The following is a 26438-nucleotide window of genomic DNA, read 5'->3' as shown; positions in this document are numbered from 1 at the left end:
GCGTAGATCAAGCTGCAGATCATAAAACCACGCGGCACTTACTTTACACTTATGAAATATTTTCTGCTCAGTTTACTTTCAGCCGTACTTCTCAGTATTTCCTGGCCCACATACGGAATTCCGTTTTTTATTTTCATAGCGCTTGTTCCACTTTTGATGATGGAGCATGACATCACCCATTTTTCAAAAATCAAAAACAAGGCTCGCGCAATTTTCGGCCTGAGCTTTCTTTGTTTTGTAATCTGGAACATTGTAACAACGGGTTGGCTGTACGGCGCCAGAAACCCCGACGGTTCTCATTCATTAATGGCGGTCGTTGTTCCTGTACTTTTAAATTCCCTCTTCTACTCCATCGTTTTCCAACTCTATCATATTTACAAAAAAGCGCAGGGAACTTACTTTGGACTGGTGTTTTTTGTAGCGGTGTGGATGGTTTTCGAACAGCTTCACATGAACTGGGAATTTTCCTGGCCGTGGCTGAACCTCGGGAATGCGTTTGCAGATTATCCGAAAGTGATCCAGTGGTATGACACTTTGGGTGCAACGGGCGGCAGTTTCTGGATCCTGCTCATCAACGTATACTTTTTCTACACACTGCGGATCTGGGAAGCCGGCAGAAAAAGAAAATCGCTGATCATCAATTCCTCTGTTCTGGCTGCCGTCATCTTCCTGCCGATGCTGATCTCTTTTGCGAAATATGAAAACTTTAACCAAAAACCTTTGGAAACAGTAAACGTATTGATGCTGCAGCCCGATCTGGATCCCTACCATGAAAAATATTCGAAAGACAGCCTTACGATTCTAAACGACCTCCTGACCTTGGCTGAAGAAAATTCGAAAGGCCAGATCGATTATTATATCGGCCCCGAAACTTCTTTCCCGGGTTACGGTTCAATCTCCGAAAACGGCTTTGAGCAAAGTCTTCTTCTCAATAACGTAAAAGGTTTCCTCAGCAGACATCCTAAATCCGTGTTCACTACAGGAATTTCATCGCACCGTTTTTACCCGCCCGGCAGTGAACATCCGCGAACCGCTTACGAGACTTCTCCGGGTGTTTTTGTAGACAGTTATAATTCTGCAGTTCAGGTCATTCCCGACCGCAAAGTGGAAGTGTATCACAAGGGAAAATTGGTTCCCGGTGTGGAGAATTTTCCGTACATCAATGTACTTAAACCGGTTCTTGGAGATGCAATGCTTAATCTTGGCGGCACCACAGCCTCACTTGCAACCGATCCCGAGCGCAAGGTTTTCAGCAATCCGTATAACGCGGGAAAACTGGCACCGATTATCTGTTATGAAAGTATCTACGGCGAATTTGTCACAGAATACGTGAAGAAAGGTGCAAATTTTCTCGCCATCATGACCAATGATTCCTGGTGGGGCGTTACGCAGGGCCACGAACAGCTGATGGCTTATGCCCGGCTTCGTGCAATTGAAACACGCCGCGAAATTGCACGTGCCGCAAACAGCGGAATTTCCGCCCATATCAATGCCCGGGGCGATGTGGAAGCTGACACATTTTACGGTGATAAAACCGCTTTGTTTGCTAAAGTGAACCTGTACGATCACCAGACTTTTTACACCCGTGCGGGTGATCTGCTCTCGCGACTGTCGCTTTTCGTTTTTGGCTTTTTGGTTTTTTATACACTGATCAAGAAATTTCAGAACCGGAAGAAAGCGGCAAAGAAGTAAGAGCGGACACTATTAATCCAGTTTAGGATTTCGAATTTTTGTGGTTAAAGTGGTTCAGCAGTAACCGTATTTCATTGAATTCAAAATCGCTGGGCAGAGCGCGTTTCCAGTCATTTAAACTTTCGTGCGAATTGTTCCGGTGTTCTTGCTGAAAGGTTTTAATTTTATCTTTATCGAAAATCCGGCTGATATCCAGCAAACCCTGTTCTGCAAATTTAGCCAGATGTCCGTAAATGGTCTCCGTGACCAGTCCGCGTTCTTTTGCGATTTGCGGAATGGTTTTTCCCTCTTCGAAAAGCTGAAAACTCAGGATATGCGATGGGATTTTTGCAATCTTCGCTGTAACGGGCACGTCGATGGATTTATCAAACAAAGGTTTTTCCAGCAGATGCAGGCTTTTGAGGTCATTCAGGTAATCTTCAAGATCATCTAAAAAAACCCGAAAATCGTCATTATACTGCTTCAGCCCTTTCACGCCTTTCGTTTCGGCGTAGAAATCCTTTAGTGGCGCAAAAACTTTGGCATTAATGTTTTCAAAAAAGAAATTGACGGCACCTTTTGCCTTATTCTCAATTTCGGTCCACTCCTCGGTTCCCTCAATAAATTTCTGGGTTTTCTGCTGAATGATCTTTGCAAACTTTTCGTAAATGTTTCCGTAATTCAGTACGTCGGGTTTCAAAGTTTCGTAAATGAACCTGGCCTTGTCGTGGTCCAGGAACTTACTGATGTTTGCGTTGAAAAACCAGGTTTCGAGCGACGGAGCCATCCATTTGCTGTCTAAACGGTCAACTATTTTTTTAATGCTGTAATCATACTTTTCGCTTTGCAGAATTTCTTCAATACGGCTGTTGGCATGGGTTTTATCCTGAAACTCAGAAACTCTTTTATCCGAAAAAATAACATCCGGCGTAATTTTCGATTTCAGCACAATGCCTTCCAGTGTGCGGCAACGCGAAAGTGCAACATAAACCTGGCCCGAGGCAAAAGATTTTCCGGCATCAATGATAAGGCGGTCAAAGGTCAGACCCTGGGATTTGTGAATGGTCACAGCCCAGGCGAGACGGATCGGATACTGCTTGAAACTGCCCAGAACTTCTTCCTGAATACTTTTATCGGCAGCCAGTGAATATTTTTTCTGGTCCCAGGTTTCTTTTTTCAACTTGTAAATTTCATCTTCACCATCGATGATCACTGAAATATTTTTTTCATCAAGGTCTACGACTTCCGCAAGTTTCCCGTTAAAATATCTGCTTTCACCGCTTGCATCATTACGCAGAAACATAATTTGAGCACCCACCTTTAATTCCAGAACCTCTTCATTGGGATACTGGTTCTCGTTGAAGTTTCCCGTAATATCGGCGGTATAGAAATAGGATTCACCCGGCAGTTCGGCAAGTTTTTTCTGGTTAATGGCATCTGCCATTCGGTTATGGGAGGTCAGATAAACGTAAGGCTCATCTGTAGGTTCGAAATCCGGATCATATCTTTCATTTAAAACATCGAAATCTATATCGCCAACAGCACCGTCGCGGATTTCATTCAGAATATCAAGGAATTTTTCATCTTTCTGGCGGTAAACAGTAGTAAGTTCGAGTGTTATTAAAGGTAATTCCTTTAAGGCATAGCTCTCAAAAAAAAAGGGCGAAGGATAATATTGTTTTAAGACCGCTTCGTCCCGCACCACGGGTGGCAGCTGATAAAGGTCGCCGATAAAGAGCATTTGAACACCGCCAAATTTCTGCTGATTCCGGCGCACGGACCGCAGCGAGAAATCCATCATATCCAAAACATCCGCACGGAGCATGGAAACCTCATCAATAATAATGATCTCGAGTTCGCGCAGGAGCTTCAGTTTCTCTTTGCGATAGCGGAAATGGTGCATCAGGTCGGCGATATTATTGGCCAGATTGCTGTCGATTCGTTCTGTAGTCGGCAGAAATGTCCGCAGTGGCAGGCCAAACATCGAGTGAATCGTGACGCCGCCCGCATTGATCGCGGCAATTCCTGTGGGCGCCACCACGATGTGTTTTTTGTTGGTTTTGCGAACGAACTCATTAAGAAAAGTGGTTTTCCCCGTGCCGGCTTTCCCGGTGAGAAAAATACTTCGGTTGGTGTATTCCGCTAAGTTGAATAGAGATTCGTTCATCGGTCAAATTTAGCCAAAATCCCTTATTTAAACTATAGGAGCGTGCAATATCTGAGTGGTGTTTTTTTTAGATGTTTCCAATTTTTTATAATTTTAAGCGTTCCTAAAATATTGAAACTTTTAATAATGAAAATGCGAAATACCTTGATCATTCTGCTTACTGCCATTGTTTTACATTCCTGCGGAAGCAAAAAAGCCGCCGACAATCCCGAAAACTTTCCGAAAGATATCGCACTGAAACCTGAGAACAATGTATCACAGCAGCTGGATAAAGAGCTGATGACTGCAAAAATTAAAGAAATCGATTCACTGATCGCAACCGTTAGCTGCAGCGATCCTGAAGACTGGACTTTTGCTGCGATCGGGTCCAAACCGTGTGGTGGCCCGAGTTCGTATATCGCCTATCCAAAAAAAGATGAAGACCAAATCCTGCTGAAGATCCAACAGTTTACGGCGCTGCAGTCAGCCTTTAACAAAAAGTACCGACTTATGTCCGATTGCATGATGGTGCAGCCGCCGGCGGGAATTAAATGTGAAGAAGGAAAAGCGGTCCTGATTTCGGGCCATTCGCTCAACACCGCGGCGCAGTAAATTTATGCGGGCTTGGCCGCGCTGTTATCGGCAGGTAAAGAATCGCGCAGTGTTTTTTCGGCATTCCATTTGGCGTGACTCGAGGGTTTTACTTCATAACCCATTTTGCGTGCAAAAACCTTGGTAAACACGGCGCCGAAAAACAGGATCTGGCAGGTATAGTTCACCCACATCATAATCAGGATAATGGTTCCCGCCGCGCCAAAGACCGATGCGGGTTTTGAGATTTCAAAATAAAAACCCAGGAGGAACTTACCGATGCTGAATAAAACCGCGGTAACAAATGCGCCCATCCATACACAACGCCAGGTAATTTCTACATCGGGCAAGACTTTGAACATAAAGGCAAAAAGCACGACCACGACTCCAAAACTAACCACAATATTTAGAATCTGAACCAGGAGATATGTTTCCAGACCAAAATGCCTTGTAATCCAGTCATTGGCCAGGCTCAGAACAGATGTTAAGATCAAACTTATAAGAAGTAAAAATGCAATGATCAGAATCATGCCTAAAGAATTCGCGCGGTCCAGCAGGTATTTCTGAATGGCGCGTTTTGGTTCAGATTCCACTTCCCAGAGGTTATTCAGACTGCGCTGCATGTGAAAGAACAAGGTAGTTGCTCCAAAGATCAAAGTGAGCACCCCAAAAATCTTCATCCAAATATTCTGTTTGTCGAGCACCGCACTCATGATCATGGACTGCAGGCTGTCTGCAATATCTTTGCCTGCGATTCCGCCTGCCTGCTCGGTAATTTCGCCGCGAACCGCTTCATCGCCAAGAAATAAACCTGCGATCCAAATTACAATGATGAGCAGACCGGGCAGCGAAAATATCGCATAATATGCCAGGCTTGCAGAATCTTTTGTCGCGGAGGAACCGTTCCAGTCGGTGAAGGTTTCTTTCAGCAGCTGCCAGACAAGTTTCGGATATTTCATGAGATGTTATTTGTACCAGGAAGCATATTTCACATAATTATCGGCAATACGGTTGACTTCATCCTCCAGGAGTTCCGAAGAAATATCTTTGATTTTACGTGCAGGAATTCCCGCCCAAACTTCACCGGATTTAATATGTGTCCCCTGAATGACCACCGAACCTGCGCCGACGATCGAATTGCTTTCGACCAGACAGTCATCCATCACAATGGCGCCCATGCCGATCAACACATTATCGTGCACCGTGCAGCCATGAACTATGGCGTTGTGACCTACGGAAACGTTATTGCCGAGAATCAGCGGGAATCTTTCGTAAGTACAGTGCAGCATCACATTGTCCTGTACATTTACCTTGTCGCCAAGTTTTATAAAATTCACATCGCCGCGGATTACAGCGTTGTACCAAATGCTGCAATCCGTGCCCATAGTTACGTCACCAATTACAGTCGCGGTTTCTGCCAGAAAAGTGTTTGCACCGATCTGAGGCGTTTTACCTAAAAGTTCTTTTACAATTGCCATACTATTTTTTTAAAGGAAATCCAGAATTGAAAGCTTGCATCAAACCCGCTTTCGCTGGCCGAACATGGTCACATTCAGCATATCGGAATTATCGACAGCGTCTAAAGCGACAGTTCCAAAATGTAATTTCTTATCCGTATTTTTGTACTCAAATTTAAGCAATTAAAATGAGACATATTATTATAGAGCCTACACAAAACCCGAAAGTAATGAAGTTTGTAGCCGACTACAACCTCATTCCGGGATCTTTGGAGTTGGACAGGAGTTCAGATATTTCTGAGATTCCACTCGCGCAGCAGCTTTTTAATTATCCTTTCATTGAAAGAATCTTTATCACTGCAAATTTTGTCGCGGTTGCAAAGCAGGATACGGTAGAATGGGAACATGTAGTAGAAAGTTTAAAGAATATTATTGAAGATGAACTCGCGAGCAATCCGAGGGTTTATCAGCAGAAAGAAAAGGAAGCCCATCAGGTGTACTCAGAAATGACGCCAAATCCTGCGGTGATGAAATTTATCTCCACAAAAACGCTGATGAACGGTTTCGTAGAGGTAAAGAACAGTTCCGAAGCCAATGACGTTCCACTGGCAAAATCGCTTTTTGAAGAATTTGATTTCGTAAAAGAAGTTTTCATCTCTGAAAACTTTGTGGCAGTCACAAAAAAAGTTTCTGTAGAATGGCATGAAGTAATGGTTACCGTTCAGACATTTATTACCGAATATCTGAATAACGGCGGTAAAATTTCCAACGTGGCGCCGCAAAAGCACGAAAGCCCGGTGGAACACCTCACAAACCGCGAATATACGGCGGCGGAGCAGCAGATTTCCGACATTCTTATGGAGTATGTGGCGCCGGCAGTTGAAGGTGACGGCGGTAAAATCTCGCTGATGGAATATGACGCCGAAACAAAAACTGCCAAAATGTTGCTGCAGGGCGCATGCTCAGGATGTCCCAGCTCTACGGCCACACTGAAAGGCGGTATTGAAAATATACTGAAACAGTTTGTGCCGGAGCTCGTGGAGAAAGTGGAAGCGGTTAATGGTTAATGGTTGAAAGCTGACAGTTGACAGTGGAGAGTTTTTAAGAGATTAAGTGAGTTGCGCCCCGACTTGAACGGAGCTCTCCCGCGCTGCAAAGCGCGGGAAGCGGGAGTGGAAGGCGGAAATAGGCGCCCAAAATAAAAAAAATAAATGGCAAAAAAAGGAATTTTATTAGTGAATCTCGGCTCGCCACGGTCGACAAAAGTGGCTGATGTAAAAGAATACCTGGATGAATTCCTGATGGATGAAAAGGTGATCGACTACCGCTGGTTCTTCCGCTCCCTGCTTGTACAGGGAATTATTTTGAACACGCGGCCGAAAAAATCTGCGGCAGCTTACGAAACCGTGTGGACCGACGAAGGTTCACCGCTTATTTTCATTACCGAAAGGATTCAGAAAAAACTGCAGAAACTGGTGGATGTACCTGTGGAGATCGGCATGCGATACGCCGAACCGAGCATCGAAACCGGCTTGCGGAAACTCACTGAGCAGGGCGTAACCGAAGTGGTCCTTTTCCCTCTTTACCCGCAATACGCCATGAGCACAACGGAAACGGTGATCGACAAAGCGGAGGAAGTCCGTGAAAAGTATTTCCCAAATATAAAGATCAATTATATACAGCCTTTTTACAACCGGCAGATCTATATCGACTGTCTTGTCGACAGCATTCGTGAAAAACTCCCGGAAAATTTTGATGCCTTACAATTTTCTTATCACGGTGTTCCGGAACGCCATATTTACAAAACCGACCCGACAAATACCTGTAACCTGAATGACTGCTGCTCGCGGGACAATAATCCGAGCCACCAGTTCTGCTACAGACACCAGTGTTTCAAAGTGACCGAAGAAGTCATTAAAAAATTAAATCTGCCAAAGGAAAAAGTGCTCGTCACGTTTCAGTCGCGCCTGGGAAAGGACAAATGGATGGAACCTTATACCGATGAAACCCTGGAAGGTTTAGGAAGAAAAGGAATTAAAAACCTGGCGATCGTTTGCCCGGCATTTGTGTCGGATTGTTTGGAAACTTTAGAGGAAATTTCCGTTGAAGGAAAAGAGCAGTTTATGCATGGCGGTGGCGAAAACTTTCATTACATACCTTGTCTAAATGACGAAGACCGCTGGATTGAAGTGGTGAAAACGCTGTGCGAAGAAAAACTGCATGAGTTTTATATGGTGTGAAACAGGCTTAATCCTTCAAGGTTTTAAAAACCTTGAAGGATTGAAAAACCTTGAAGGATCGAAAAACAAAATTTATCGCACCGGCGTCCTGAATTCGCCGTAACCGATCAAACCATCGTAATTGCGGCCAAACGGCCGGTAATATAAAAATGCCTGGTACAGATTTTCGGTCTGCCAGAAATTACCGTTGACTTCTCCAAAATTCAACGTACCATCTGGATTCTTTGTAGCGAGAATATAATTATAGAATCCCTGTTTCAAATAGATATTAGCGAGGAATTTTTGGGATTTTTCATCATATACCATCTGGTTTTCTTTGGCAGGTACAAAATCATTGAAACCACCCAAAACGTAAATCTGTTTATCGGTTTCGCGGGAATCCAGCGCAAACTGAACCCAGGAATAATCACCCTCTTTATCGGCATTTCGTTCAATCCCAAGATCATTTCTACGGAAATAATACGCGCCGTTTACGTCGGGTTGGTACTGATAATTCAAAGGAAAAGCCCAGACCGGATGCAGGTAAGTGTAATTTTTTCCATCTAAAGTCTCCGCGCCGGCAACCATATCGAAAGCGTAACTCATGTTTTTGTTGTCGAAATAATAAAACTCATTATTCCCCGGAAAAGACAGACTCAACTGTTGGAAAAGTAATTTATTACCAAGGCTTGCACTTGGTCTCTGATTATAAACTGCAACATTCCAGTTGTTATTCTGCACCACATTTAAACTGGCCGAATTTACATTTTGCATTAATGAAGAATTCCTGCCAATTGCCTGAATCTCAACGCGCTGGTTAATTTCAGGATTTCGGGCATCTGAGGTCCGAGATACGTTTACGGCAATATCGGCACCATCTTCAACCATGCAGAAACGCTTCTTAAAAAGCGGCTTTTCCGGTGAATCTTTATAAACGACGAGCTCGAAATTACCCGAAATTTTGGGTTGGATCTTATCGTTCGGAAAGGTCAGCGTATAATTGGTATAAGGCTGAAGCGTGTTGAATGAATACTGAAACTGATCCAAAAGCGCATTTAGCGAACCGTTAGCGTATTCGGTAAAAAAAAGTCCGTCGTCCTGCCAGTTTCGGTCAAAGTGTTTCAGCGTGTACCGGAAAACCGTGCTGGAATTCGTAAGGTCATCAAACTTCAGGATCAGCCGTTCATTGAATCCGATCACCGCAGTTTCGTCGTTGGTCTGGGGATTAAAAAGCTGAATACTGCGGATATCCTGTGCAGAAATCAGGCAGCTGAAGAACATTAAGATAATACCGGGAACTTTCATTGCTACGAAGTTAATAAAATTTAAGAGATGATGCCTGCGAACCAGCAGTCAGCAAATTCAATGTCTATAACACGGGAAATGAATCCTTATTGTACGCACACATTTTTTTTAATTAAAAATTACCTTTTACCTTTGCCGAAAATTCAGCGATGGTTCACATAAAATCTTTTGTTTTCAATCCTTTTTCAGAGAATACGTATGTTGTTTACAATGACGGTCAGCAGGCATATATAATTGATCCGGGAAACTTTAGTGAAGAAGAGACGCAGCGTCTGGACAAATTTATCGAAGAAAACGGATTGCAAATTCAGAATATTCTGCTTACCCATGCGCATATCGATCACGTCTTGGGCCTTCAAAAAGCCTTTGACAAATACAATGTTCCCATACTTTTGCATGAAATTGAACAGGAGATCCTGGACAGAAACCCGATAGACGCCAACCGTTTTGGTTTTTTCTTTAAACCTTTCGCCGGCGACACTGCTTATTTAAAGGAAAACGAAACCATCAGTTTAGGACATGATATATTTAATATCCTGCATGTTCCGGGACATTCACCCGGACATATTGCCTTTCATAATGAAGACCAGAAATTGATGATCTCGGGTGATATTTTATTTGAAGGGAGCATTGGCCGAACCGACCTGTACAAAGGAGATCACGGGCAGCTAATCTCAGGAATTACTTCGAAGATCTTTCCTTTACACGATGATACGAAGATCTACAGTGGTCATGGCAATCCGACAACCGTAGGTTTTGAGAGGAATTACAATCCTTTTTTTTAAAATCTAAACCCAATCAAAAAGCGACCGGATTTGAGTGTTGACTTATTTCTATACGCCATCAATAAAAAAACCGTGTCAGGATCTTAGTCTTAACACGGCTTTTACTCCAGCGGATTCCAAGTAGTCTGCAAACAACTTTTTACCTGGCTCTTTTTACTTCCACTTGATATTGCAACCCATACTTGGGCGTTGTAATTCTTCCTGCGGTTCGCCGGCGAGCAGATTTTCAAAAGCGATGATCAGATCTTCGCCTGTAATTTCTTTTGTATTTCCGGGGCGCGAATCATCCATCTGGCCGCGGTAAATCAGATCAAGTTTGTCATCAAAAAAGAAAAAATCCGGTGTGCAGGACGCGTCATAAGCTTTTGCAATCGCCTGGCTTTCATCATAGAGATAAGGGAAATCGAATTTTTTCTCCATTTGAAATTCAACCATTTTATCGGGTGCGTCGGCCGGATATTTCTCCGCATCATTCGGGTTGATGGCGATAAATTCTATCCCGCGTTCCCGGTAATCATCATACAGTTCTGCAAGTTTATCAATCACATGCTGCACGAAGGGACAGTGGTTGCACATAAAAATGATCAGCGTTCCTCTTTCGCCTTTCAGGTCGTTCAGTGATGAGATCTCACTGCTCTGCGCAGGATTTGGGAGCTCAAAAAAAGGAGCTTTAGTGCCCAAAGCCAACATATTTGAAGGTGTATTTGCCATTATTTTTTTATTTTAAAGTCTTTAGCAAAGATAAGGATTCCTGCAGCGAATTCTGATAATTTACCCAGTTGATGTTTTCCTCTTTGCGATACCATGTCAGCTGACGTTTGGCAAACCGGCGCGAGTTTTTCTTAATTTCCTCTACGGCAAAATCCAAAGTCCAGTGGCCTTCGAAGTAATTAAACAGTTCGGTGTAACCTACAGTGCGCAGCGCAAGATTATCTTTAAAGGGAAGTAAAGATTGCGCTTCCTGCAGTAAACCGTCGTGCATCATTTGGTCTACGCGGGAATTTATCCGTTCATAGATAATTTCCCGTGGCGCCTCAATCCCAATGCGGATTACGTTGAAATCACGTTTTTTAATCTGTGCAGCAATATTTTCAGTATAGGTTTTTCCGGTTTGCCAAATGATGTCGATGGCGCGGAAAAGACGGCGCGGATTATCCTTATCCACAACCTGAAAATAGGTAGGATCAAGCGCTTCCAGGATTTCCTGTAAAATCTCAATTCCACTTTCGCTGAAAAGTTTTTCAAGTTTCTGCTGATTTTCCGGATTGGATTCGGGTAAATCATTCAGCCCTTCGATGATGGCTTTTTCGTACATCATACTTCCACCCACCAAAACTGCGGCGTCATGGTTTTGAAACAGATCATCAATTTTTTTGAGTGCATCTTTTTCGAACTGACCTACGGAATAATAATCATTCACAGAAAGATGTGCGATAAAATGATGGCGCACAGCAGCGAGCTCCGAAGCTGAAGGGGTTGCTGTACCAATTTTCATTTCTGAAAAAAACTGTCTGGAATCACACGAAATAATTTCGGTTTCAAAATGTTTTGCAATTTCAATCGCGAGGGCGGTTTTGCCGATACCGGTTGTGCCGACGATGGAGATCAGGGTTTTCACGCCGCTAATTTCCTGATTTTTTTTTAAAGTTTTTGGTTGATGTCTACAGTCCCATCAATTAAACAATTTCAAAAAGGTTCATAAATTCTGACCAAATGATCAAAACACGTTTTCGTGTTACATGTTCTAAGAATTTCCATCTTTCACAAAAAAAACCGTTCAGATTTTGAACGGTTGAGTTTGTAAGAATTTAGCGAACTATTTCTGCTTCAGCAATCCGGCTGCCAGATTTATTTGAAACTTCCCAGGCGATAAAATTTTCAGCTTCGCGAATCAGCATCGGCATTGCAAATGCAAGCAGCGCCAGATCGTCGAGTACACCAATTACAGGAATCCAATCCGGTATGACATCCAGCGGAGAAACAAGATATACCAAAACCAGCGCTGGTAGAATTACGTTTTTGAACTGCGGCTTATAGCCATCTTTTGACATGATGGATTTTACCATCCTGATGAGTACGGGGATTTTCTTCAGAAAACCTCTATGTTTAAATGCTTCTTTGGCCAGAGCAATTTTTGATAATTTCATTTTGTATTTTATAAAGTTGATAACCCCGCATAAATCACAAATTGCATACCAACATTTCGTAAAAACAGTTAAAGTTATTTGGTAAACGTATCAATGAAGTTATTTACCGACTTGCTGTTCCAGTCTTTTGATGCATCCTCTTTCAGCAGGATCCGGCCGTTTTTATCCAGAAGAAAAGTGGTGGGAAAAACTTTGGGCAGCACGGCTGCAGAAATAGGACTTTCGGCAATATAAACCGGCGCCGTGTAATTATTGTCTTTCAGGAATTTGCGCACTTTCTCCTCCTCATCCTGCATGGCGATGAGCACAAAAGTGACTTTATCATTCTTGGCATTATACAGTTTTTCGATGGTCGGCCACTCCTCGCGGCATGGTGGACACCACGTGCCCCAGAAATTCAGGAAGATAAGTTTGTTTCCTTTCAGATTCTTCAGGTTAGTGTCGGCTGTGTTTATGCCTTTCAGATCAATATCCATGTCGGAATCCTGCAGCATGATCGCATCTTCAATGGCAGCCACCGGGAAGAACATATCCTTCAGTTTGAGTTTTACTTCAGGAAAGATAAATAGCACCGCCAGAAAAACAATGACGATAATATTGAGGATATTTTTTTTTAAAAACTTCATTTACAAAAGATTTATGATTTCATCAATAGCGTCTTTTCCGCGGTTCCTGGCATAATATACCTGAAGATCATTGTAGAATTCTTCGCGTGGGTATGCGGCTTCATCTTCTTTAAACTTTTTCAGCAACTCCAAACCGTACTGCGGCCTTGGTCCCCAGACAGCTTTTACAGAATAATCTTCATTCAAAATAAGGACCTTCGGAATCGACTGGGAGCCGCCCGTAAGATATTGGTCGATTAAACTGTGATCGGAATCCCGCAGAAAAACACGGACCTCATTTCCGGCAGCTTCAAAAAACTTCGATACAGCAGGAACTGTAGCGCTGGCATCGCCACACCAGGGCTCTGAAATGATCAGAATTTTACCTTTAAAGTTTTTTTCCTGGAGTCTTGCCAGCTCATCAACGTTTACCTTGAAGGTTTTCAGGGTTCTGTTGGTACGCTGAAGTCCCAGTTCGTAATACTCCTGATGCGCATCATTCGGATCGGGATTGTGGTGTACGCGTTCTTCTGATATCTTTAGATAGTTTTCGAAGGTGAGGGCATTCTGCCAGTATTCTTTCATTTTATTTATTTATTGTACAAATTTCGGGACAAATTCAGCAACTGTTGGTGATCAAGATCACACGGGAAACTTCCGCAGTTTATTAATTAAAAATAAATCCGCAAGAACAAAAGCGGCCAGATTTTCGACTATTGGAACTGCCCGCGGCAGTACACACGGATCGTGGCGACCTTTTCCTTCCACCGTTACTGCATTCCCGTTGGTATCATAACTGTCCTGCGGACGTAAAATAGTTGCAACCGGTTTAAAAGCGACACGGAAATAGACATCCATACCATTGGAAATGCCACCCTGGATTCCGCCTGAAAGATTGGTTTTGGTGGTAAAATCTTCATTAAAAAGATCGTTGTGCTCTTTGCCGGTCATTTTTGCACCACAGAAACCGCTGCCATACTCAAATCCTTTGCAGGCGTTGATATTGAGCATTGCTTTGCCGAGTTCTGCCTGAAGTTTACCAAAAACAGGTTCTCCGATTCCAGCAGGTAAATTTTTAATGACGCATGTAATTGTGCCGCCGATGGTGTTGCCTTCCTTTTTGATCTCCTTAATTTTCGTGATCATTCTTTCGGCAGTTTCAACATCCGGGCAGCGTACTTCGTTGGAATCGATCTGCGAGAAATCGAGTTGCTGGTAAGGTTTTTCGCAGAAGATTTCGCCTACGGATGAAACGTATGCGTAAATCTCCACTTCGTTGGGTAAAAGTTGTTTCGCCAGGCTTCCCGCCACCACCCAGTTTACGGTTTCACGCGCCGATGATTTGCCGCCGCCGCGGTAATCGCGAATCCCGAATTTGCGGTCGTATGTAAAATCGGCATGGCTTGGCCGGTACGCTTTTGCAATATGGTCGTAGTCTTTGGATCTTTGATTTTCGTTTTCGATGAGGAAACCGATTGGTGTCCCGGTTGTTCGTCCATCAAATATGCCGGAAAGAAATTTTACGGTGTCGCTTTCTTTTCTCTGTGTGACGATCGCAGACTGGCCGGGTTTTCTTCTGTCGAGCTGATGCCGAACCTGCTGAAGATCGATTTGCAGACCTGCCGGAAAATTAGTGAGAATGCCGCCGTATGCCGGTCCGTGGCTTTCGCCGAAAGTAGAAAGTGAAAGAAAGTTTCCTAAGGTGAACATGATACAAAGTTAGTGAGATAATTTAGTTTTTGCGGTAAGACTTCTGCAAATTACGGCGCTCAATGCTGTTTAAGATCATCTTAAGGTTCTGCTTTTCTGCGGAAGTCATTTTTCTGTGGTTAAAACCTCTTTTTAAAGTTTTTCCTTCGGCTTGCGGAACGATGCCCGCATTATAATCTTCTTGCAGATAAGCCGGTGAAACTGCAGGCAGAGGCGTATCAAAACTGAACGGATAACCCTGCACCACATTAAATTTCAGATTTCCGATTTGATGAGTTTGGTAGTTTTTCAGTTCAAACACCGAAGGTTTATAAAACTGGCCGACGCTAAAACCCGTCATGTAAAACCCGAGATTGAAACTGGGAACGTAATTCTTTAATAAGTACGGAAAACTCAATATAAAAAAACATAAAAATGAGAGTCCGGTGAAAATTCCGAAAATTATTTTCCGGGAAAAGATTTCATTAAAGAAAATGAAAAAGCTGACAAAAAACACATCAATAAAAAAACGGTATTGCGCCGAAAAATAAAGAATTAAAATACTTTTCACCAGTACTGAAATAAACAGAAACCACACAATCCTTGTGTTTTTTTTCAGACAAAAAATAAAAAAAGCTGCGATCACACCGATAAAACCCAAATGTATGACACCTTTTATTCCCGGCAAACAAAGCCAGTTCCGGATATATTCCCACAACGAGAACTGGCGGATCTGCGCGTAACTGAACTGCAGATCATAGGTTTTTTCAAGAGCCAGTTTAGCGGAGGTTGCAAGAATTTCCTGAGCTGGAGTCCAGGAAAATCCAAGGTTTACAAAAGCTACCGGAAATATAGGAAACCCAAAGGTCCAGATGTTCTTAACAATAAAAAAAGCACCAAGCACTAAGCCACCGGAAATAAATTTGAAGCCTGCTTTTGTAATAAAAAGGCCATAAAACAGGGCGAACAGCGGCATCCACATCATCGTGGGTTTCAGCAGCAGAACAAAAACCGAGAAGGCAAAGAGCAGAGTCATTTTATGATTCCTCAGAAAAATTTCCTGCAGAAGAATCAGTGACAGGACCAGACCTGCAAGATCCGGACTCGGCGACTGCGAAAACAGGAAAAGTACAGGAAAAGCCAGCAGATGAATCCACCGCTTTTTTTCAAAAATATAAATGAGAAAAACGACAAGGATTAACGTATTGATCCTCAAGAACGGATCCGTGAAATTGGAAAAACCCGCCTGAAAAATATGCCATACCGACATCTGCCCCAAGAGAAGATCCAGATTTGAGATTCCGCGCACCAAACCAACTTCTGCCAGCCATTTTACCGATGGAACGTAATATCCGAAATGGTCTAAGATAAAGGGAAAATATGAACCAAAGAAAACAGTGATCAATAAAACAGCAAAAAAAAGCGCGCTGATCTTATGAAAAAAAGTCCAAAATCTGCAATAGACTTTTGCGAAGAAAAATGAAAACAATCCTATCGCAATCGTCGTGATTTCAACGAATATATTTAAGGGAAATATAAATGCGGTTAGCGTGAACAAAACTGATACGAACACAAGACCGCTGAGCAGTAAACCGGCAAGACCGGAAAATATTTCACCAAAAAAATGCTGAAAAATTCTGCCGAAGCCTGCAAGAACAGACAGCAGAATTACCAGCATGCACAGGATGTAAACCATAAAAAAAGATTGCTTAAAAATAAGCAATCTTTTCCTTTATATGCAGTAAATATGTATTATTATCGTGGTTGCACACGACCGTCTTTCCGGTCACCAGCCCTACCAATGGTATATCCCGTGGCGCCACCTACAACACCACCGATCACAGCACCCAAACCACGGTTTTTCTTGCTGATGATCGCACCGGCAGCCGCGCCACCAACTGTACCAATGATGGTACCTTTCGCCGCTTTACTCATGCCTTTCTTTTGGGTTGTTCCCTGTGAAGTCCCGGCATAATTTCCGTTACTTGAACTCGAAGAACTCGCCGCTCTTCTTGGTGTATTATTTACGTAAACTGTTCTGGTTTCGCGAATCACCTGTGGTTTAGCAGCAGCTCTGGCTTGAGCGACCTGCTCCACGCTGTCGGCTTTTTTCTGCGTTTCGTAAGCCATTTTTTCTTTTTCGATGGCTAATTTCTGTTTTTCAATTTCCAGTTGTCTGGATTGGAATTCCATCTTCTGCTGGTCGAGCGATTTTTCAGCAACCGTATTGTCTTTGGTACAGGCAGCCAGCATAAAAACTGAAAGAGCGCCCGAAATTAAAAAACTCTTGCCAAAAAATGCCTTGCTCTGTGTATGTGGATTCGTCGTCTTCATAATTTTAAATTTTGAAATGATCTTTTTTAGGAATCATTTGATTATTTCACGGGGTTACTTCCAAAAGGTGACCAATGTAGTGTTAACAAAACGTTAATTTATACAAACTTTATTAATAAAAAAAGCAAGCTACTGAAAATCAATAACTTGCTTTTGGAGGTTCCTAGCGGATTCGAACCGCTGTAAATGGTGTTGCAGACCACTGCCTAGCCACTCGGCCAAAGAACCATAAAGGTTTGCAAATATATAACTTTTTCTTTTTTGAAAAAAATGATATTGTGAATTTTCTTTATTACCAACGGAACCGGGCGTGTTCGAATATATTATTGCGTTTTCTCCACTTAGAATTTGGACCGATATTCATTCACTCAGTTCCGAAAAACCCAACTGAAAATGATTTGCTGCTGTCAAGTTTAAAAAAATAGGCAGGTATATTTTCATGAGGAAATCAACCCAGTCAAATTCCCTGAACCGAAAGCTGTAACTGCGCCTCCGTATCGATCACAGCTGTAATTCCGAAATCATTTAAAATGATTTGCGAAGGTTTCAACATAAATACTTTGCCACGCATTTTCAGACCTTTGTAATATTCTTTGTTAAAGGCTTCTTCAATACTTTTCCGCGCGGTATCTTCCAGTTCAGCGGTGGGTAGGCCGTATTCATCCTCGATCATGTGAATGATTTTCCGCTGAAAAAGTAAAGTCGCGGTTTTCTGCAAAATATTCTTCGTCTGGAGTTTAAAATGCGTATCCGAAAGAACGATCATTCTTTTGCTCCCGTCATAAACCGGTATACCGGAAATGTACGAAGTTCCTTCTACTGTACCTTCGGTGCTGACTGCAATTTCCAGTTTCCCATTGTTTTGCTGCACCTTAATACCGGTGACTTTGATCCTGGATTTTCCTTCCCGGAACAGAAATTCCTTACCCAGAAACATTTTTTCCGCAATTGAAGTTGCCTCTGTGTAGGGAATGTTGGCAGTGGTCTGCAGCAGAAATTTCTGCGGTAATTCACCATTATAGCTAAAATTTGGTACTGTTTTCACAAGTGATGAAGAAGCAGGCTTCTGTCCTGAAAATGTTTCAGAAAAAGTTTCAATTCCAACACTGGTTTCAATTTGATCTCCATAAAAAACAAGCGGCGTAAGACTTATCTTTAAAGGCGTCACCTTCAGCCAGGTATTGTATTCTTCAGATATATTAAAAGGCTCTGAAAATGTATTCCAGGCGCTCACCGCGTAAGGTTGAAAGTTGAGTTGCTGCAACATCATTTCATCGATCGTAGTGCAGAATTCGGCCTGCTGCTTTTTTAAACTTGATTCTACCAGCGGCGTGATCGGTATGCGGACTGCACCGTAGTCCAAAACCGGCTTTGTTACCCATTTGAAACCCATTGGAACAGTTTTAGTGATCATTTTCCAGTTTGTGTTGAAAGTGATCTGCGTATTAAAATACATGACGGTTTCGAAAGTGGTATCCTGGTAAGTATAGAATCCGAGTGTGCCGATACCTTTTTCAGCGTGGATCTTCAGCGGGACTTCTATCAGCAGATTCTGTTTCGTTCCACCTACCAGGCGGATGGGCCGGGTTCGCCAGACTTTTACTTTGAACTGATCATTATTATTGTCGGTAAAGGAATCGTCCTCAAAAATTAAATCTTTCACTGAACCATTGATCAGATTGGCAATTTCAGCCAGTGGAATCTTGACTGGCATCGTGACCGAGGATCGCATTTTCGGAAAATTATACACCGAAAGTGTGGTGGTTGGGGCAGGCTGCTGAGAAAAGGACCGTACAGCGACCAGGATAAAGTATATGATAAAAAATCTCCTCATTCTTAAATTTTCAGCTGAGGCAAATTTGCATAAATTTTGCTTACCAGTTTGAAATATGATCAGAACTTTCTGCAGGTTTCATTCCAATGTATTTTAAAAGAGATAACCTTTAAAAGTTTAATTCTGATTCCTTATATTATAATTATGAAAAAATTTGACCTTTCGGTGCTGGATCTGGCACCCGTAAAACAAGACAAAACCATTCACGATACTTTCAACGACAGTCTGGATCTCGCCCGTGCCACCGAAAAATTAGGCTATAAAAGATTTTGGCTCGCAGAACATCACAACATGGCGAGTATTGCAAGTTCTGCTACATCTGTCCTTATCGGATTTATCGCCAACGGCACCGAAAAAATCCGCGTTGGTTCCGGCGGAATTATGCTGCCCAATCACAGTTCGCTGGTGATCGCTGAACAGTTCGGGACTTTGGACAGTCTCTTTCCGGGTCGGATTGACCTTGGCGTTGGTCGCGCCCCCGGAACCGACGGTCTTACTGCAAAAGCACTGGGCAGAAATCCATTAAACATCAACCAACACTTCCCGAAACAGATCGCCGAGCTGCAACAGTACTTCTCCAGCGAGAATGCTTCCAGTGCTGTGCGTGCAATCCCGGGCGAAGGCTGTGATATACCGATTTATGTGTTGGGCTCGAGTACCGACAGTGCGTGGCTAGCTGCAGAGTTCGGATTACCCTACGCATTTGCCGGACACTTCGCCCCGGAAATGATGGCCATTGCATTTGAACTTTACCGTGAAAATTACCGGCCAAGTGCAAGATTCCCGAAACCGTACGTAATAGCCTGCGTAAACGGGATCGCCGCGGAGTCGGACGCCGAAGCGAAAAAACTTTCAACTACACTTTACCAGGCTTTCATCAACATCATCAGAAATGACAGAAAACCATACGCAAAACCGGTAGATGATATGGATGAAATCTGGAACCCGATGGAAAAAGCCCACGTTATGAATATGTTACGGTACAGTTTCATTGGCAGTATAAACTCGGTCACTGAGCAGATGAAGCAGTTCCAGAACCTTTTCCAGGTCGATGAAATGATGATCACCTCGCATATCTATGAACACCATGCGCGTGTAGAATCTTATCGCATTTTCCGGGCAGCCTCAGAAGTACTGATGTCAAATAACACCCAAAAAGTTTCGTAAGATAAGAGCCGGACAAATAATTGTCGGTTGCGGCAAATCGGAGTATCTTTGCAAAAATCTTAAAGTACAATGTCAGATATTCAGTTAAACACGATTCCGGAAGCGATTGAGGATTTAAAAAACGGGAAAATAATCATCGTTGTTGATGATGAAAACCGCGAAAATGAAGGCGATTTCCTCTCCGCCGCGGAACTGACGACGCCTGAAATAATAAACTTTATGACGATTTACGGGCGCGGACTGATCTGCACGCCGCTTCCCGAAAAACGCTGTGATGAGCTTGGCCTGGATATTATGGTCACGCGCAGCAGTGATCCAAAAGAAACTGCTTTTACCGTTTCTGTCGATCTGCTCGGCCCTGATGTATCCACCGGAATATCGGCAAGTGACAGAAGCAAGACTATTCTCGCATTGATGGATGAAAAAACAAAACCTGCGGATTTTATGCGGCCCGGACATATTTTTCCGCTTCGTGCGAAAAAAGGAGGTGTCCTTAAACGCGCCGGCCATACTGAAGCCGCAATTGACCTCACAAAACTTGCCGGTCTGAAAGAAGGTGGCGTGATTTGCGAGATCATGAATGATGACGGGTCGATGGCAAGATTGCCTGAGCTTGTGCAGCTCGCAAAAAGGCATGACCTGAAAATTGTCTCCATAGAAGACCTGATTCAGTATCAGCTGAGAAAAGGTGATCTGATCGAAAGACTGGAAGAAAGAAAAGTAAAGACTTTTTACGGTGACTTCGATTTTTATGCCTTTAAAGAGACCAGCACCGATCAGATCCATTTCGCGTTAACCAAAGGACACTGGTCCGAAAACGAACCTGTACTTGTACGCGTGCAGGCATCCAATTCCTATTTTGATGTGCTGAGCAGGCTGAACTCCGGCGAGAAACCTTTGCTGGAAAAAGTAACATCCATGGTAAACGCGGAAGGTAAGGGCGCAATCATCTTCATTAATAACGTTTCCAATTCCGAAAATACCATGCGCAAACTTCAGCAGTTCCTGGATTTTCAGGATGGTCAGGAGCGCCGGCCAACGTTGGCTTCCAATTTCCGCGATTATGGCATCGGCACGCAAATCCTAAAGAATCTGGGCATCAATAAATTCCGCGTTATTACCCAAAACGTTAACCAGAAACCTGTGGTGGGCGGCTATGATGTAGAAGTGACGGAAATGGTGCAGCTTTAAACAGAGTCTGCCAGGTTATTTTTTAATTTACCCTGTCTGTTTTTATACCAAATAAGATTTTTTTTCCTTTTAAAATCGGCGGAGACTTTTGCCGGGATCTTTGTGCACTTCCGCACCAAATTTCACATTTGCATTAGTAAAATAAACGGCAGCGAAAAGATCAGCTGATTTTTTATACTTTCAGCCCGCCTTGTCAAAAACCTTAATTTATTCCGAATGGTTTTCAGTTCGGCAAATTAATTGATATCGATTTTTACAAACAACAGTGAAATGGCCGCACTACGGTAATAATCAGGATCCTTTGGATTACGATTACAATTAGCTAAAACTGTGGATTATCTAATTTTCATAACACCATTTTAAGCATAAAAAAAAATCATGCGTGATGAAAGGCAAATTATTGATTATCGGCGGTGCCGAAAGTAAAGGCAATAACTTCAACGATTCGGACAGTTCATCGGCGACCATTCTCTCTCGTTTTATTGAGGAGTGCCGCCTGAAAAAAAGATCCCGGATAGAAATCGTAACCACGGCTTCGACCGTTCCTGAAGAGGTCGGGCCCGAATATATAGAAGTCTTTAAAAATCTCGGAGCAAAAAATGTTGGCGTATTACCGATCGCTCACCGTAACGAAGCCGATGCACCCGAACAACTCGAAAGACTAAAAAAGGCTGATGCCGTATTCTTCTCCGGTGGTACGCAATTGCGCTTAACCTCGATTTTGGGCGGAACTCAGTTCCATAATCTGCTTCATGAGCGCCTGCAGAAAAGCCACTTTATTTACGCGGGAACCTCCGCCGGAGCGGCGGCTGCGTCCGAAAGCATGATCGTGGACGGCAACAGCGACAAAGCTGCCTACAAGGGAGAAGTTGTCACCACAACAGGTCTGAGGCTACTGAGCAATATTATATTTGACACCCATTTCATAGCGCGCGGCCGCATCGGCCGGTTGTTCGAAATTGTAGTCACCAATCCAAACGTGCTTGGTGTGGGTCTGGACGAAAATACAGCGTTGCTAATTTCCAATAAAAAGATGGAAGCAGTTGGGCCGGGCATGGCTATTATTATTGACGGTCTAACGATATCCAACAGCAACCTGCTCGACATTCACGAGGGCGCGCCACTTTCCATTTCAGATCTCACGCTGCATGTAATGAGTAAAACCGATGTATATGACCTCGAAAAGCGGAAACTGAATATCATCACGCCGCGCGAAGAAAGAGTCAACGACTGACGGCCGAACGTATTATTGAAATCCTGGTAAAGATTATTTGGCTCTGCGAAAGTCCCACGGAGCAACCCAGTGCTTATCCCGCCAAAGACCAATTTTATTTCTGCGTGCAGCATCTTCCAGCCGGGCGTATTCCAGACTTGACGAATATTTTTTATAATGCCAGGCGAGGCCGGATTTCACCATTTCTTTGTTGATGTTTGTTTTATCATTCAGTATAATTTCCGCAATCAGTCTGCCGCGCGCGTCATAATTCCCTTTTTTTCCGGTGCTGATGAGTGTGACCTCTTTTCCAAAACAGAGGTCCGAAAGTTTCTGTTTGGAAACCATTCCGAAGGGCTGTTTCTTCTCAGGTGCATCGATATGTTCGAGGCGAACCACAATCGGCAGCTGATAATAAAGGACTTCGACAGTGTCGCCGTCTTTGATGCCGATCACTTTTGCTTTCAGGACCAACTGACTTACCTGTGAATAAGATTGAAAAGAGGCCGGAATAAAATCATTCCCGAGGAATATAAAAAGAAGAAGGAAGAGCGGTTTTTGCATGAAGGAAATTGTATTTTCAGATAAATATACCTAAAATGCGGTTAATTTCAAAGAAGCGGTTTGGCCAAAAAATTCACGATGATTCCCTTCTCGATTTTCAACTATCTGCTTAAAAGAATGACAAAGCAGCAGAGCACCGTAAATCATTACGGGATCAACTTACTAAAACCCGTCGATAATCCCCAGACCGTTCAGTTTCCTTTTCCTCTCTGTTAAATTTTTTAAGGTGATCATCGAGTAAAGTCTGGAAATAACTGAAGTAGGTTTCATCGATCAGGGTTTTCAGTTTTGAAATAATAGTGAGCTGCTGATTGCAGTTGTCAGTTTTCAGCTGAATGAAATAATAAATGATCGAATAATATTTTGCCCAGCCGATTTCTAAACGATCTGGATCAACATTATCTAAATACTTCGCGGTATTTTCTTTATCACCCATTTTCTCATACGCTGCTGCACAAAGGATTTTCCAGACTTCATTATGTGTATGCATTCTTTGGGAAGGAATAAAATCTTCGTCACTGTTTTTCTGGAAGGTATTGTTTTCAATCAGATATTTCATTTCGGTGGTCCTTTTGGTAAATATCAAAGACTCTAAAACGGTATACTCAAAACTGCAGACCGATTTTTCTGAGGCTGCTATATAATGTAATCGCATCCTCTTCATTTCGGCAAAATACTTTCGAAAAAGAAATTCGTTACCAATAAAATCGGCATAAAGCAATTGTACGCCAAATTTCAAACCTGCGGGAATGACATGAACTTCTGCGTGGAGATCGGTATCTTTTACTTTATTATAATACAACTCCATCAGTTCTGCATTCTGCAGAAGGAAAGCACTCTGAAAAAGAAAACCATAGGCAAAGATCTTGGCCTCGCTGCCGGTATTAAATTTCAGGTAGGCAGAAAAATATTGGGAATAAACCGTACCGATCATATCCCGCAAGGGATGATGCTCCATAAAATATTTTCTTGCCTGAGGAAAAGCCATCAACCGAAGATGAGTACTTACCAACAATTCCGGGGAATCTGTAATCTGCCGGCAAAGCTGTTCGCTTTTCTCCCAGTAATCATGATCATTAATTGTTTTGTTTGAGAAGAAAAGTTCGAGTTCCGTATTACTGTAAGAACGGCTGAAAGCTTTAAAATCCTGGAAGCCACAAAATTTGGACAAATTATCAAGCGTAAAATGGCTCGATTTAGAGTGCGATTTGATCAACCCAAAAAAGCGGCGAAGCGTTTGGGAACTTATGTTTACACTGAGTTTTTGTGCCAAAACCGCTGCCAGTTTATCACAGTCTGTCGAATTGCTGATCTGCTTGCCGAATTGCGTACCGACTCTTTTTTTGAGATGCGCTAAAATATGGACTTCTCTATTCATTTCTTTTAATGAAATACAAATATAAGTATTGGTTTGTAGATTTTGTACAGGATTGTACACCAAATGGTGTGTTAAATTAACATAAATTTATGAGCTAATAAGAAATAAAATTATCCTGTTTAAAAGACGCAGTTTGTCATATGACTGGAATAAATTTGTTTATAAACCGAGTAAAAATTGAACTATGGCAAATGAAAACAAACTCTTAAGTATTGGTAAGAAATTACTAGTAGTAGCCTTACCAATTATTTTACAGAAAGGGAGCGAGATAGCTAAAGAGTGGGCCGAGAAAAATGGCAGCGGCGAAATCAAAGGAAACAAGAAGTTAAAATAATATGGAAAATATTTCTACTGAAATTCAAGAAAACACAAATCAGCAAGTATTAGAAATAAAAACTGTTGATGAAATGAATAATTACTTAGAAAGTCTTCAGGACAACGCATCTAGTTCAGTCTCAAATGCACTAAGTGCTCAACTTCAAGTGATTAGATATGTGAGTTCCCCTGATCTTACAAACAGTACGTTTGATCTGCTTTTTAAAAATTTAGATCTTTCTCTAAAATCTGCTGAAAGTGAAGATGAAAGGACTAGGATGAGAGAATTATCACAGTTAATGATTCATAATTATATTTTTTTTGCAAATGCTAAACTGGAATATTCGATTACAAAAAATAGAGAGGCGGGTAAGGAAGTTTTAAAAGATGCAACCCGGGAACTGCTGAAATCTTCGGCAACCGTTATTAAATTAGCCGAAGAAAATATTAAAAAGCTTGGCGGCAAACTTGGTGATCATGTTACGGAAAAGATTTGCGAAAACGGCAAGTCGGGGGTCCAGATGGGTGACTTGCCTAGGAAATTCGCTGGAGCTACAACTACTATGACAGGAACATCCGTTACTGCCGGATTCATTGCGCCAATAGCAACAGCAGCGGCCGTTATTTTCGTTGCTCTAGTTGCGGCAGACTTTATAGAAAAGATTACTAAGCAGGATGGTCTTTGGGACAAAGCTGTAGACTGGGCTTTTGCTGCAGCGAAAAATAAGAGAGATAAGGAAAATTTTATTTTAACTATCGATGGTATTATAAATAAACTCGACAAATATTTTTACATCATTGGAAAGTCAAATTTAATGTCTGATATTATAGACAGGTACAGTGGAAACCTGATAACTCTTAAAACGAAACACCTTGAAGATCACGCTAAAATGAGAAGCAGTATATACAAACCTACGTTAGTTATTGTTTCAATTATAGGTGCGATTGCGCTTTCTATTATCCAACTCGTTAGCAAAGGTTTTAGTGGAGTTAAAAACTTAATAATTAAAGACGCTTCCATTGTTGAAACCCATTATTCTTATTACTGGTTCGGTCTGCTATCTTTTGTAATCTTAGGCTATTTATGGATATCTATACCGAAATATCAGTTAAACAGCAAAATAAGAGTTTCAGAGAAAAGATATCGCATGTTGTCACAAAAGTTTTTAGAATTCTAAGTAGGAAGGCTGTAGCGGTTCTGTACTAATTAATCAAAATAGTTATTATGTCAAATTTTTACTGTGAATACTGCGGAACAAAAGCATCAAGCATTGCCAACTTAACTGCAAACTCTTGTCATCGCCACCCAAACGGGTCAAACAAAGGAAAACATAAACTTTACGAAGGAAGTGAGAAAAGCAAATACAGCTGTAAATACTGTGGCAATTCTGCTTCCACCATTTCGAATTTAGTTGCAAATTCCTGCCACCGCCATCCTGACGGAAGTAACAAAGGAAAACATGCAGTTGCTCTATAGAAACCTTGTACGCTCATTTCAAATATTTAGAAGCCGTCTCAAAACTGAGGCGGTTTTTTTGTGATTTTTTTTGCAAAGTATTGTCTATTTTATAGTTGTTTTGTATCTTTAAGTATTGATAATCAATGATATGAATATTAAATTTAAAGATTATAATCAACAACAAAACTGGTTATTCCCGCCCTCAATCGAGGAATTGATTCCGGAAAGTCATCCTGTTCGCATCGTTAATGGGGTTATTGAGCAACTTGATCTGAGACTGCTCATTGAGGAGTATAGTAAAGATGGCAAACCCAGCTTTCATCCCAAGATGATGCTCAAGGTAATGGTTTACGCTTATATGGATAATA

General features: G+C 42.3%; 27 protein-coding genes and 1 tRNA gene. 12 read left to right on the top strand and 16 right to left on the bottom strand.

All coding sequences use genetic code 11. From position 1 onward, the window contains the following. Positions 1 to 51: 51 nt before the first annotated feature. The gene (gene lnt, locus H562_RS0109855) at positions 52 to 1692 is read left to right on the top strand and encodes an apolipoprotein N-acyltransferase (RefSeq protein WP_027377355.1); all 1641 of its coding nucleotides are present in this window, start codon (positions 52 to 54) and stop codon (positions 1690 to 1692) included. A gap of 22 nt (positions 1693 to 1714) precedes the next feature. Here lnt and H562_RS0109850 read toward each other — a convergent pair whose 3' ends face one another. Then, entirely contained in the window at positions 1715 to 3838 is a 2124-nt protein-coding gene (locus H562_RS0109850; protein WP_027377354.1) for a helix-turn-helix domain-containing protein, read from the bottom strand. Between the two features lie 126 nt (positions 3839 to 3964). On the opposite strand from H562_RS0109850, the gene H562_RS14960 reads away from it, so the two are divergent. Further along, positions 3965 to 4429 (top strand): hypothetical protein, encoded by a 465-nt coding sequence (locus tag H562_RS14960; RefSeq protein ID WP_034691054.1) that lies wholly within the window; start codon positions 3965 to 3967, stop codon positions 4427 to 4429. A 2-nt stretch (positions 4430 to 4431) separates the two neighbouring features. On the opposite strand, the gene H562_RS0109840 is transcribed toward H562_RS14960, so the two are convergent. Together H562_RS0109840 and H562_RS0109835 are read right to left on the bottom strand one after the other, a co-directional pair. After that, positions 4432 to 5367, bottom strand: a complete 936-nt coding sequence (locus H562_RS0109840) for a YihY/virulence factor BrkB family protein (protein ID WP_027377353.1) — start codon at positions 5365 to 5367, stop codon at positions 4432 to 4434. Between the two features lie 6 nt (positions 5368 to 5373). Next, the gene (locus tag H562_RS0109835) at positions 5374 to 5886 is read right to left on the bottom strand and encodes a gamma carbonic anhydrase family protein (protein ID WP_027377352.1); all 513 of its coding nucleotides are present in this window, start codon (positions 5884 to 5886) and stop codon (positions 5374 to 5376) included. A gap of 167 nt (positions 5887 to 6053) precedes the next feature. Between H562_RS0109835 and H562_RS0109825 the strand changes: the two genes are divergently transcribed. Further along, on the top strand, positions 6054 to 6932 hold the full coding sequence (locus tag H562_RS0109825) for a NifU family protein (RefSeq protein WP_027377351.1): 879 nt from the start codon (positions 6054 to 6056) through the stop codon (positions 6930 to 6932). A gap of 144 nt (positions 6933 to 7076) precedes the next feature. Further along, a complete protein-coding gene (gene hemH / locus H562_RS0109820; protein WP_027377350.1) occupies positions 7077 to 8105 on the top strand; it encodes a ferrochelatase in 1029 nt (342 codons plus the stop codon). A gap of 72 nt (positions 8106 to 8177) precedes the next feature. Here hemH and H562_RS0109815 read toward each other — a convergent pair whose 3' ends face one another. Further along, positions 8178 to 9389: a type IX secretion system plug protein gene (locus H562_RS0109815; protein ID WP_027377349.1), complete on the bottom strand. Its 1212-nt coding sequence runs from the start codon at positions 9387 to 9389 to the stop codon at positions 8178 to 8180. 149 nt (positions 9390 to 9538) lie between these two features. Between H562_RS0109815 and H562_RS0109810 the strand changes: the two genes are divergently transcribed. Beyond that, entirely contained in the window at positions 9539 to 10174 is a 636-nt protein-coding gene (locus H562_RS0109810) for an MBL fold metallo-hydrolase (RefSeq protein ID WP_027377348.1), read from the top strand. Positions 10175 to 10327: 153 nt separating this feature from the next. Here H562_RS0109810 and H562_RS0109805 read toward each other — a convergent pair whose 3' ends face one another. The 10 genes from H562_RS0109805 to H562_RS0109755 all read right to left on the bottom strand — a co-directional run bounded on the left by H562_RS0109805 (position 10328) and on the right by H562_RS0109755 (position 18783). Then, positions 10328 to 10885 carry a thioredoxin family protein gene (locus H562_RS0109805; protein WP_027377347.1) on the bottom strand — a complete coding sequence of 186 codons (558 nt, stop codon included), beginning with the start codon at positions 10883 to 10885 and terminating at the stop codon, positions 10328 to 10330. A 7-nt stretch (positions 10886 to 10892) separates the two neighbouring features. Then, entirely contained in the window at positions 10893 to 11792 is a 900-nt protein-coding gene (miaA, locus tag H562_RS0109800; RefSeq protein WP_027377346.1) for a tRNA (adenosine(37)-N6)-dimethylallyltransferase MiaA, read from the bottom strand. A 190-nt stretch (positions 11793 to 11982) separates the two neighbouring features. Next, entirely contained in the window at positions 11983 to 12321 is a 339-nt protein-coding gene (locus tag H562_RS0109795) for a YkvA family protein (RefSeq protein ID WP_051190471.1), read from the bottom strand. A gap of 74 nt (positions 12322 to 12395) precedes the next feature. After that, positions 12396 to 12947, bottom strand: coding sequence for a TlpA family protein disulfide reductase (locus tag H562_RS0109790; RefSeq protein WP_027377344.1), 552 nt, complete (start codon positions 12945 to 12947; stop codon positions 12396 to 12398). Then, complete coding sequence (locus H562_RS0109785) at positions 12948 to 13511, bottom strand: thioredoxin family protein (RefSeq protein WP_027377343.1); 564 nt, start codon at positions 13509 to 13511, stop codon at positions 12948 to 12950. A 57-nt stretch (positions 13512 to 13568) separates the two neighbouring features. After that, positions 13569 to 14636: a chorismate synthase gene (aroC, locus tag H562_RS0109780; RefSeq protein ID WP_027377342.1), complete on the bottom strand. Its 1068-nt coding sequence runs from the start codon at positions 14634 to 14636 to the stop codon at positions 13569 to 13571. Positions 14637 to 14658: 22 nt separating this feature from the next. Further along, on the bottom strand, positions 14659 to 16311 hold the full coding sequence (locus H562_RS15690; RefSeq protein WP_233701992.1) for an LIC_10190 family membrane protein: 1653 nt from the start codon (positions 16309 to 16311) through the stop codon (positions 14659 to 14661). A 59-nt stretch (positions 16312 to 16370) separates the two neighbouring features. Next, positions 16371 to 16949, bottom strand: coding sequence for a YMGG-like glycine zipper-containing protein (locus H562_RS0109770; RefSeq protein ID WP_051190469.1), 579 nt, complete (start codon positions 16947 to 16949; stop codon positions 16371 to 16373). Positions 16950 to 17103: 154 nt separating this feature from the next. Then, positions 17104 to 17177 (bottom strand) — tRNA-Cys (locus tag H562_RS0109765). A gap of 229 nt (positions 17178 to 17406) precedes the next feature. After that, positions 17407 to 18783 (bottom strand): DUF4403 family protein, encoded by a 1377-nt coding sequence (locus H562_RS0109755; protein ID WP_027377340.1) that lies wholly within the window; start codon positions 18781 to 18783, stop codon positions 17407 to 17409. A 144-nt stretch (positions 18784 to 18927) separates the two neighbouring features. On the opposite strand from H562_RS0109755, the gene H562_RS0109750 reads away from it, so the two are divergent. From H562_RS0109750 to H562_RS0109735, 3 genes are all read left to right on the top strand, one after another. Continuing rightward, on the top strand, positions 18928 to 19950 hold the full coding sequence (locus tag H562_RS0109750) for an LLM class flavin-dependent oxidoreductase (protein WP_027377339.1): 1023 nt from the start codon (positions 18928 to 18930) through the stop codon (positions 19948 to 19950). 69 nt (positions 19951 to 20019) lie between these two features. After that, on the top strand, positions 20020 to 21141 hold the full coding sequence (ribB, locus tag H562_RS0109745; protein ID WP_027377338.1) for a 3,4-dihydroxy-2-butanone-4-phosphate synthase: 1122 nt from the start codon (positions 20020 to 20022) through the stop codon (positions 21139 to 21141). Positions 21142 to 21526: 385 nt separating this feature from the next. Then, the gene (locus H562_RS0109735) at positions 21527 to 22375 is read left to right on the top strand and encodes a cyanophycinase (protein WP_027377337.1); all 849 of its coding nucleotides are present in this window, start codon (positions 21527 to 21529) and stop codon (positions 22373 to 22375) included. A 33-nt stretch (positions 22376 to 22408) separates the two neighbouring features. On the opposite strand, the gene H562_RS0109730 is transcribed toward H562_RS0109735, so the two are convergent. Then, positions 22409 to 22918 carry a thermonuclease family protein gene (locus tag H562_RS0109730; protein WP_027377336.1) on the bottom strand — a complete coding sequence of 170 codons (510 nt, stop codon included), beginning with the start codon at positions 22916 to 22918 and terminating at the stop codon, positions 22409 to 22411. A 154-nt stretch (positions 22919 to 23072) separates the two neighbouring features. Continuing rightward, positions 23073 to 24296 carry a hypothetical protein gene (locus tag H562_RS0109725; RefSeq protein WP_027377335.1) on the bottom strand — a complete coding sequence of 408 codons (1224 nt, stop codon included), beginning with the start codon at positions 24294 to 24296 and terminating at the stop codon, positions 23073 to 23075. 184 nt (positions 24297 to 24480) lie between these two features. On the opposite strand from H562_RS0109725, the gene H562_RS15645 reads away from it, so the two are divergent. The 4 genes from H562_RS15645 to H562_RS0109705 form a co-directional block, all read left to right on the top strand. Further along, positions 24481 to 24630 (top strand): hypothetical protein, encoded by a 150-nt coding sequence (locus H562_RS15645; protein ID WP_156831985.1) that lies wholly within the window; start codon positions 24481 to 24483, stop codon positions 24628 to 24630. Between the two features lies 1 nt (position 24631). Further along, a complete protein-coding gene (locus H562_RS0109715; protein ID WP_027377334.1) occupies positions 24632 to 25789 on the top strand; it encodes a hypothetical protein in 1158 nt (385 codons plus the stop codon). Positions 25790 to 25836: 47 nt separating this feature from the next. After that, positions 25837 to 26088 carry a hypothetical protein gene (locus H562_RS0109710; RefSeq protein WP_027377333.1) on the top strand — a complete coding sequence of 84 codons (252 nt, stop codon included), beginning with the start codon at positions 25837 to 25839 and terminating at the stop codon, positions 26086 to 26088. Between the two features lie 130 nt (positions 26089 to 26218). Then, positions 26219 to 26438: transposase (locus H562_RS0109705; RefSeq protein ID WP_034691051.1), on the top strand; the 220-nt coding region annotated here is incomplete at its 3' end.

Source organism: Kaistella palustris DSM 21579 (assembly GCF_000422265.1).
Lineage (GTDB): Bacteria > Bacteroidota > Bacteroidia > Flavobacteriales > Weeksellaceae > Kaistella > Kaistella palustris.
The sequence above is the reverse complement of the archived record's forward strand: the minus strand, read 5'-3'. Positions and strand labels throughout refer to the sequence as shown.

Coding starts and splice junctions, on each gene's coding strand:
- lnt (WP_027377355.1), top strand. CDS start 52: ATGAAATATTTTCTGCTCAGTTTACTTTCAGCCGTACTTCTCAGTATT.
- H562_RS0109850 (WP_027377354.1), bottom strand. CDS start 3,838: ATGAACGAATCTCTATTCAACTTAGCGGAATACACCAACCGAAGTATT.
- H562_RS14960 (WP_034691054.1), top strand. CDS start 3,965: ATGAAAATGCGAAATACCTTGATCATTCTGCTTACTGCCATTGTTTTA.
- H562_RS0109840 (WP_027377353.1), bottom strand. CDS start 5,367: ATGAAATATCCGAAACTTGTCTGGCAGCTGCTGAAAGAAACCTTCACC.
- H562_RS0109835 (WP_027377352.1), bottom strand. CDS start 5,886: ATGGCAATTGTAAAAGAACTTTTAGGTAAAACGCCTCAGATCGGTGCA.
- H562_RS0109825 (WP_027377351.1), top strand. CDS start 6,054: ATGAGACATATTATTATAGAGCCTACACAAAACCCGAAAGTAATGAAG.
- hemH (WP_027377350.1), top strand. CDS start 7,077: ATGGCAAAAAAAGGAATTTTATTAGTGAATCTCGGCTCGCCACGGTCG.
- H562_RS0109815 (WP_027377349.1), bottom strand. CDS start 9,389: ATGAAAGTTCCCGGTATTATCTTAATGTTCTTCAGCTGCCTGATTTCT.
- H562_RS0109810 (WP_027377348.1), top strand. CDS start 9,539: ATGGTTCACATAAAATCTTTTGTTTTCAATCCTTTTTCAGAGAATACG.
- H562_RS0109805 (WP_027377347.1), bottom strand. CDS start 10,885: ATGGCAAATACACCTTCAAATATGTTGGCTTTGGGCACTAAAGCTCCT.
- H562_RS0109795 (WP_051190471.1), bottom strand. CDS start 12,321: ATGAAATTATCAAAAATTGCTCTGGCCAAAGAAGCATTTAAACATAGA.
- H562_RS0109790 (WP_027377344.1), bottom strand. CDS start 12,947: ATGAAGTTTTTAAAAAAAAATATCCTCAATATTATCGTCATTGTTTTT.
- H562_RS0109785 (WP_027377343.1), bottom strand. CDS start 13,511: ATGAAAGAATACTGGCAGAATGCCCTCACCTTCGAAAACTATCTAAAG.
- aroC (WP_027377342.1), bottom strand. CDS start 14,636: ATGTTCACCTTAGGAAACTTTCTTTCACTTTCTACTTTCGGCGAAAGC.
- H562_RS15690 (WP_233701992.1), bottom strand. CDS start 16,311: ATGGTTTACATCCTGTGCATGCTGGTAATTCTGCTGTCTGTTCTTGCA.
- H562_RS0109770 (WP_051190469.1), bottom strand. CDS start 16,949: ATGAAGACGACGAATCCACATACACAGAGCAAGGCATTTTTTGGCAAG.
- H562_RS0109755 (WP_027377340.1), bottom strand. CDS start 18,783: ATGAGGAGATTTTTTATCATATACTTTATCCTGGTCGCTGTACGGTCC.
- H562_RS0109750 (WP_027377339.1), top strand. CDS start 18,928: ATGAAAAAATTTGACCTTTCGGTGCTGGATCTGGCACCCGTAAAACAA.
- ribB (WP_027377338.1), top strand. CDS start 20,020: ATGTCAGATATTCAGTTAAACACGATTCCGGAAGCGATTGAGGATTTA.
- H562_RS0109735 (WP_027377337.1), top strand. CDS start 21,527: ATGAAAGGCAAATTATTGATTATCGGCGGTGCCGAAAGTAAAGGCAAT.
- H562_RS0109730 (WP_027377336.1), bottom strand. CDS start 22,918: ATGCAAAAACCGCTCTTCCTTCTTCTTTTTATATTCCTCGGGAATGAT.
- H562_RS0109725 (WP_027377335.1), bottom strand. CDS start 24,296: ATGAATAGAGAAGTCCATATTTTAGCGCATCTCAAAAAAAGAGTCGGT.
- H562_RS15645 (WP_156831985.1), top strand. CDS start 24,481: ATGGCAAATGAAAACAAACTCTTAAGTATTGGTAAGAAATTACTAGTA.
- H562_RS0109715 (WP_027377334.1), top strand. CDS start 24,632: ATGGAAAATATTTCTACTGAAATTCAAGAAAACACAAATCAGCAAGTA.
- H562_RS0109710 (WP_027377333.1), top strand. CDS start 25,837: ATGTCAAATTTTTACTGTGAATACTGCGGAACAAAAGCATCAAGCATT.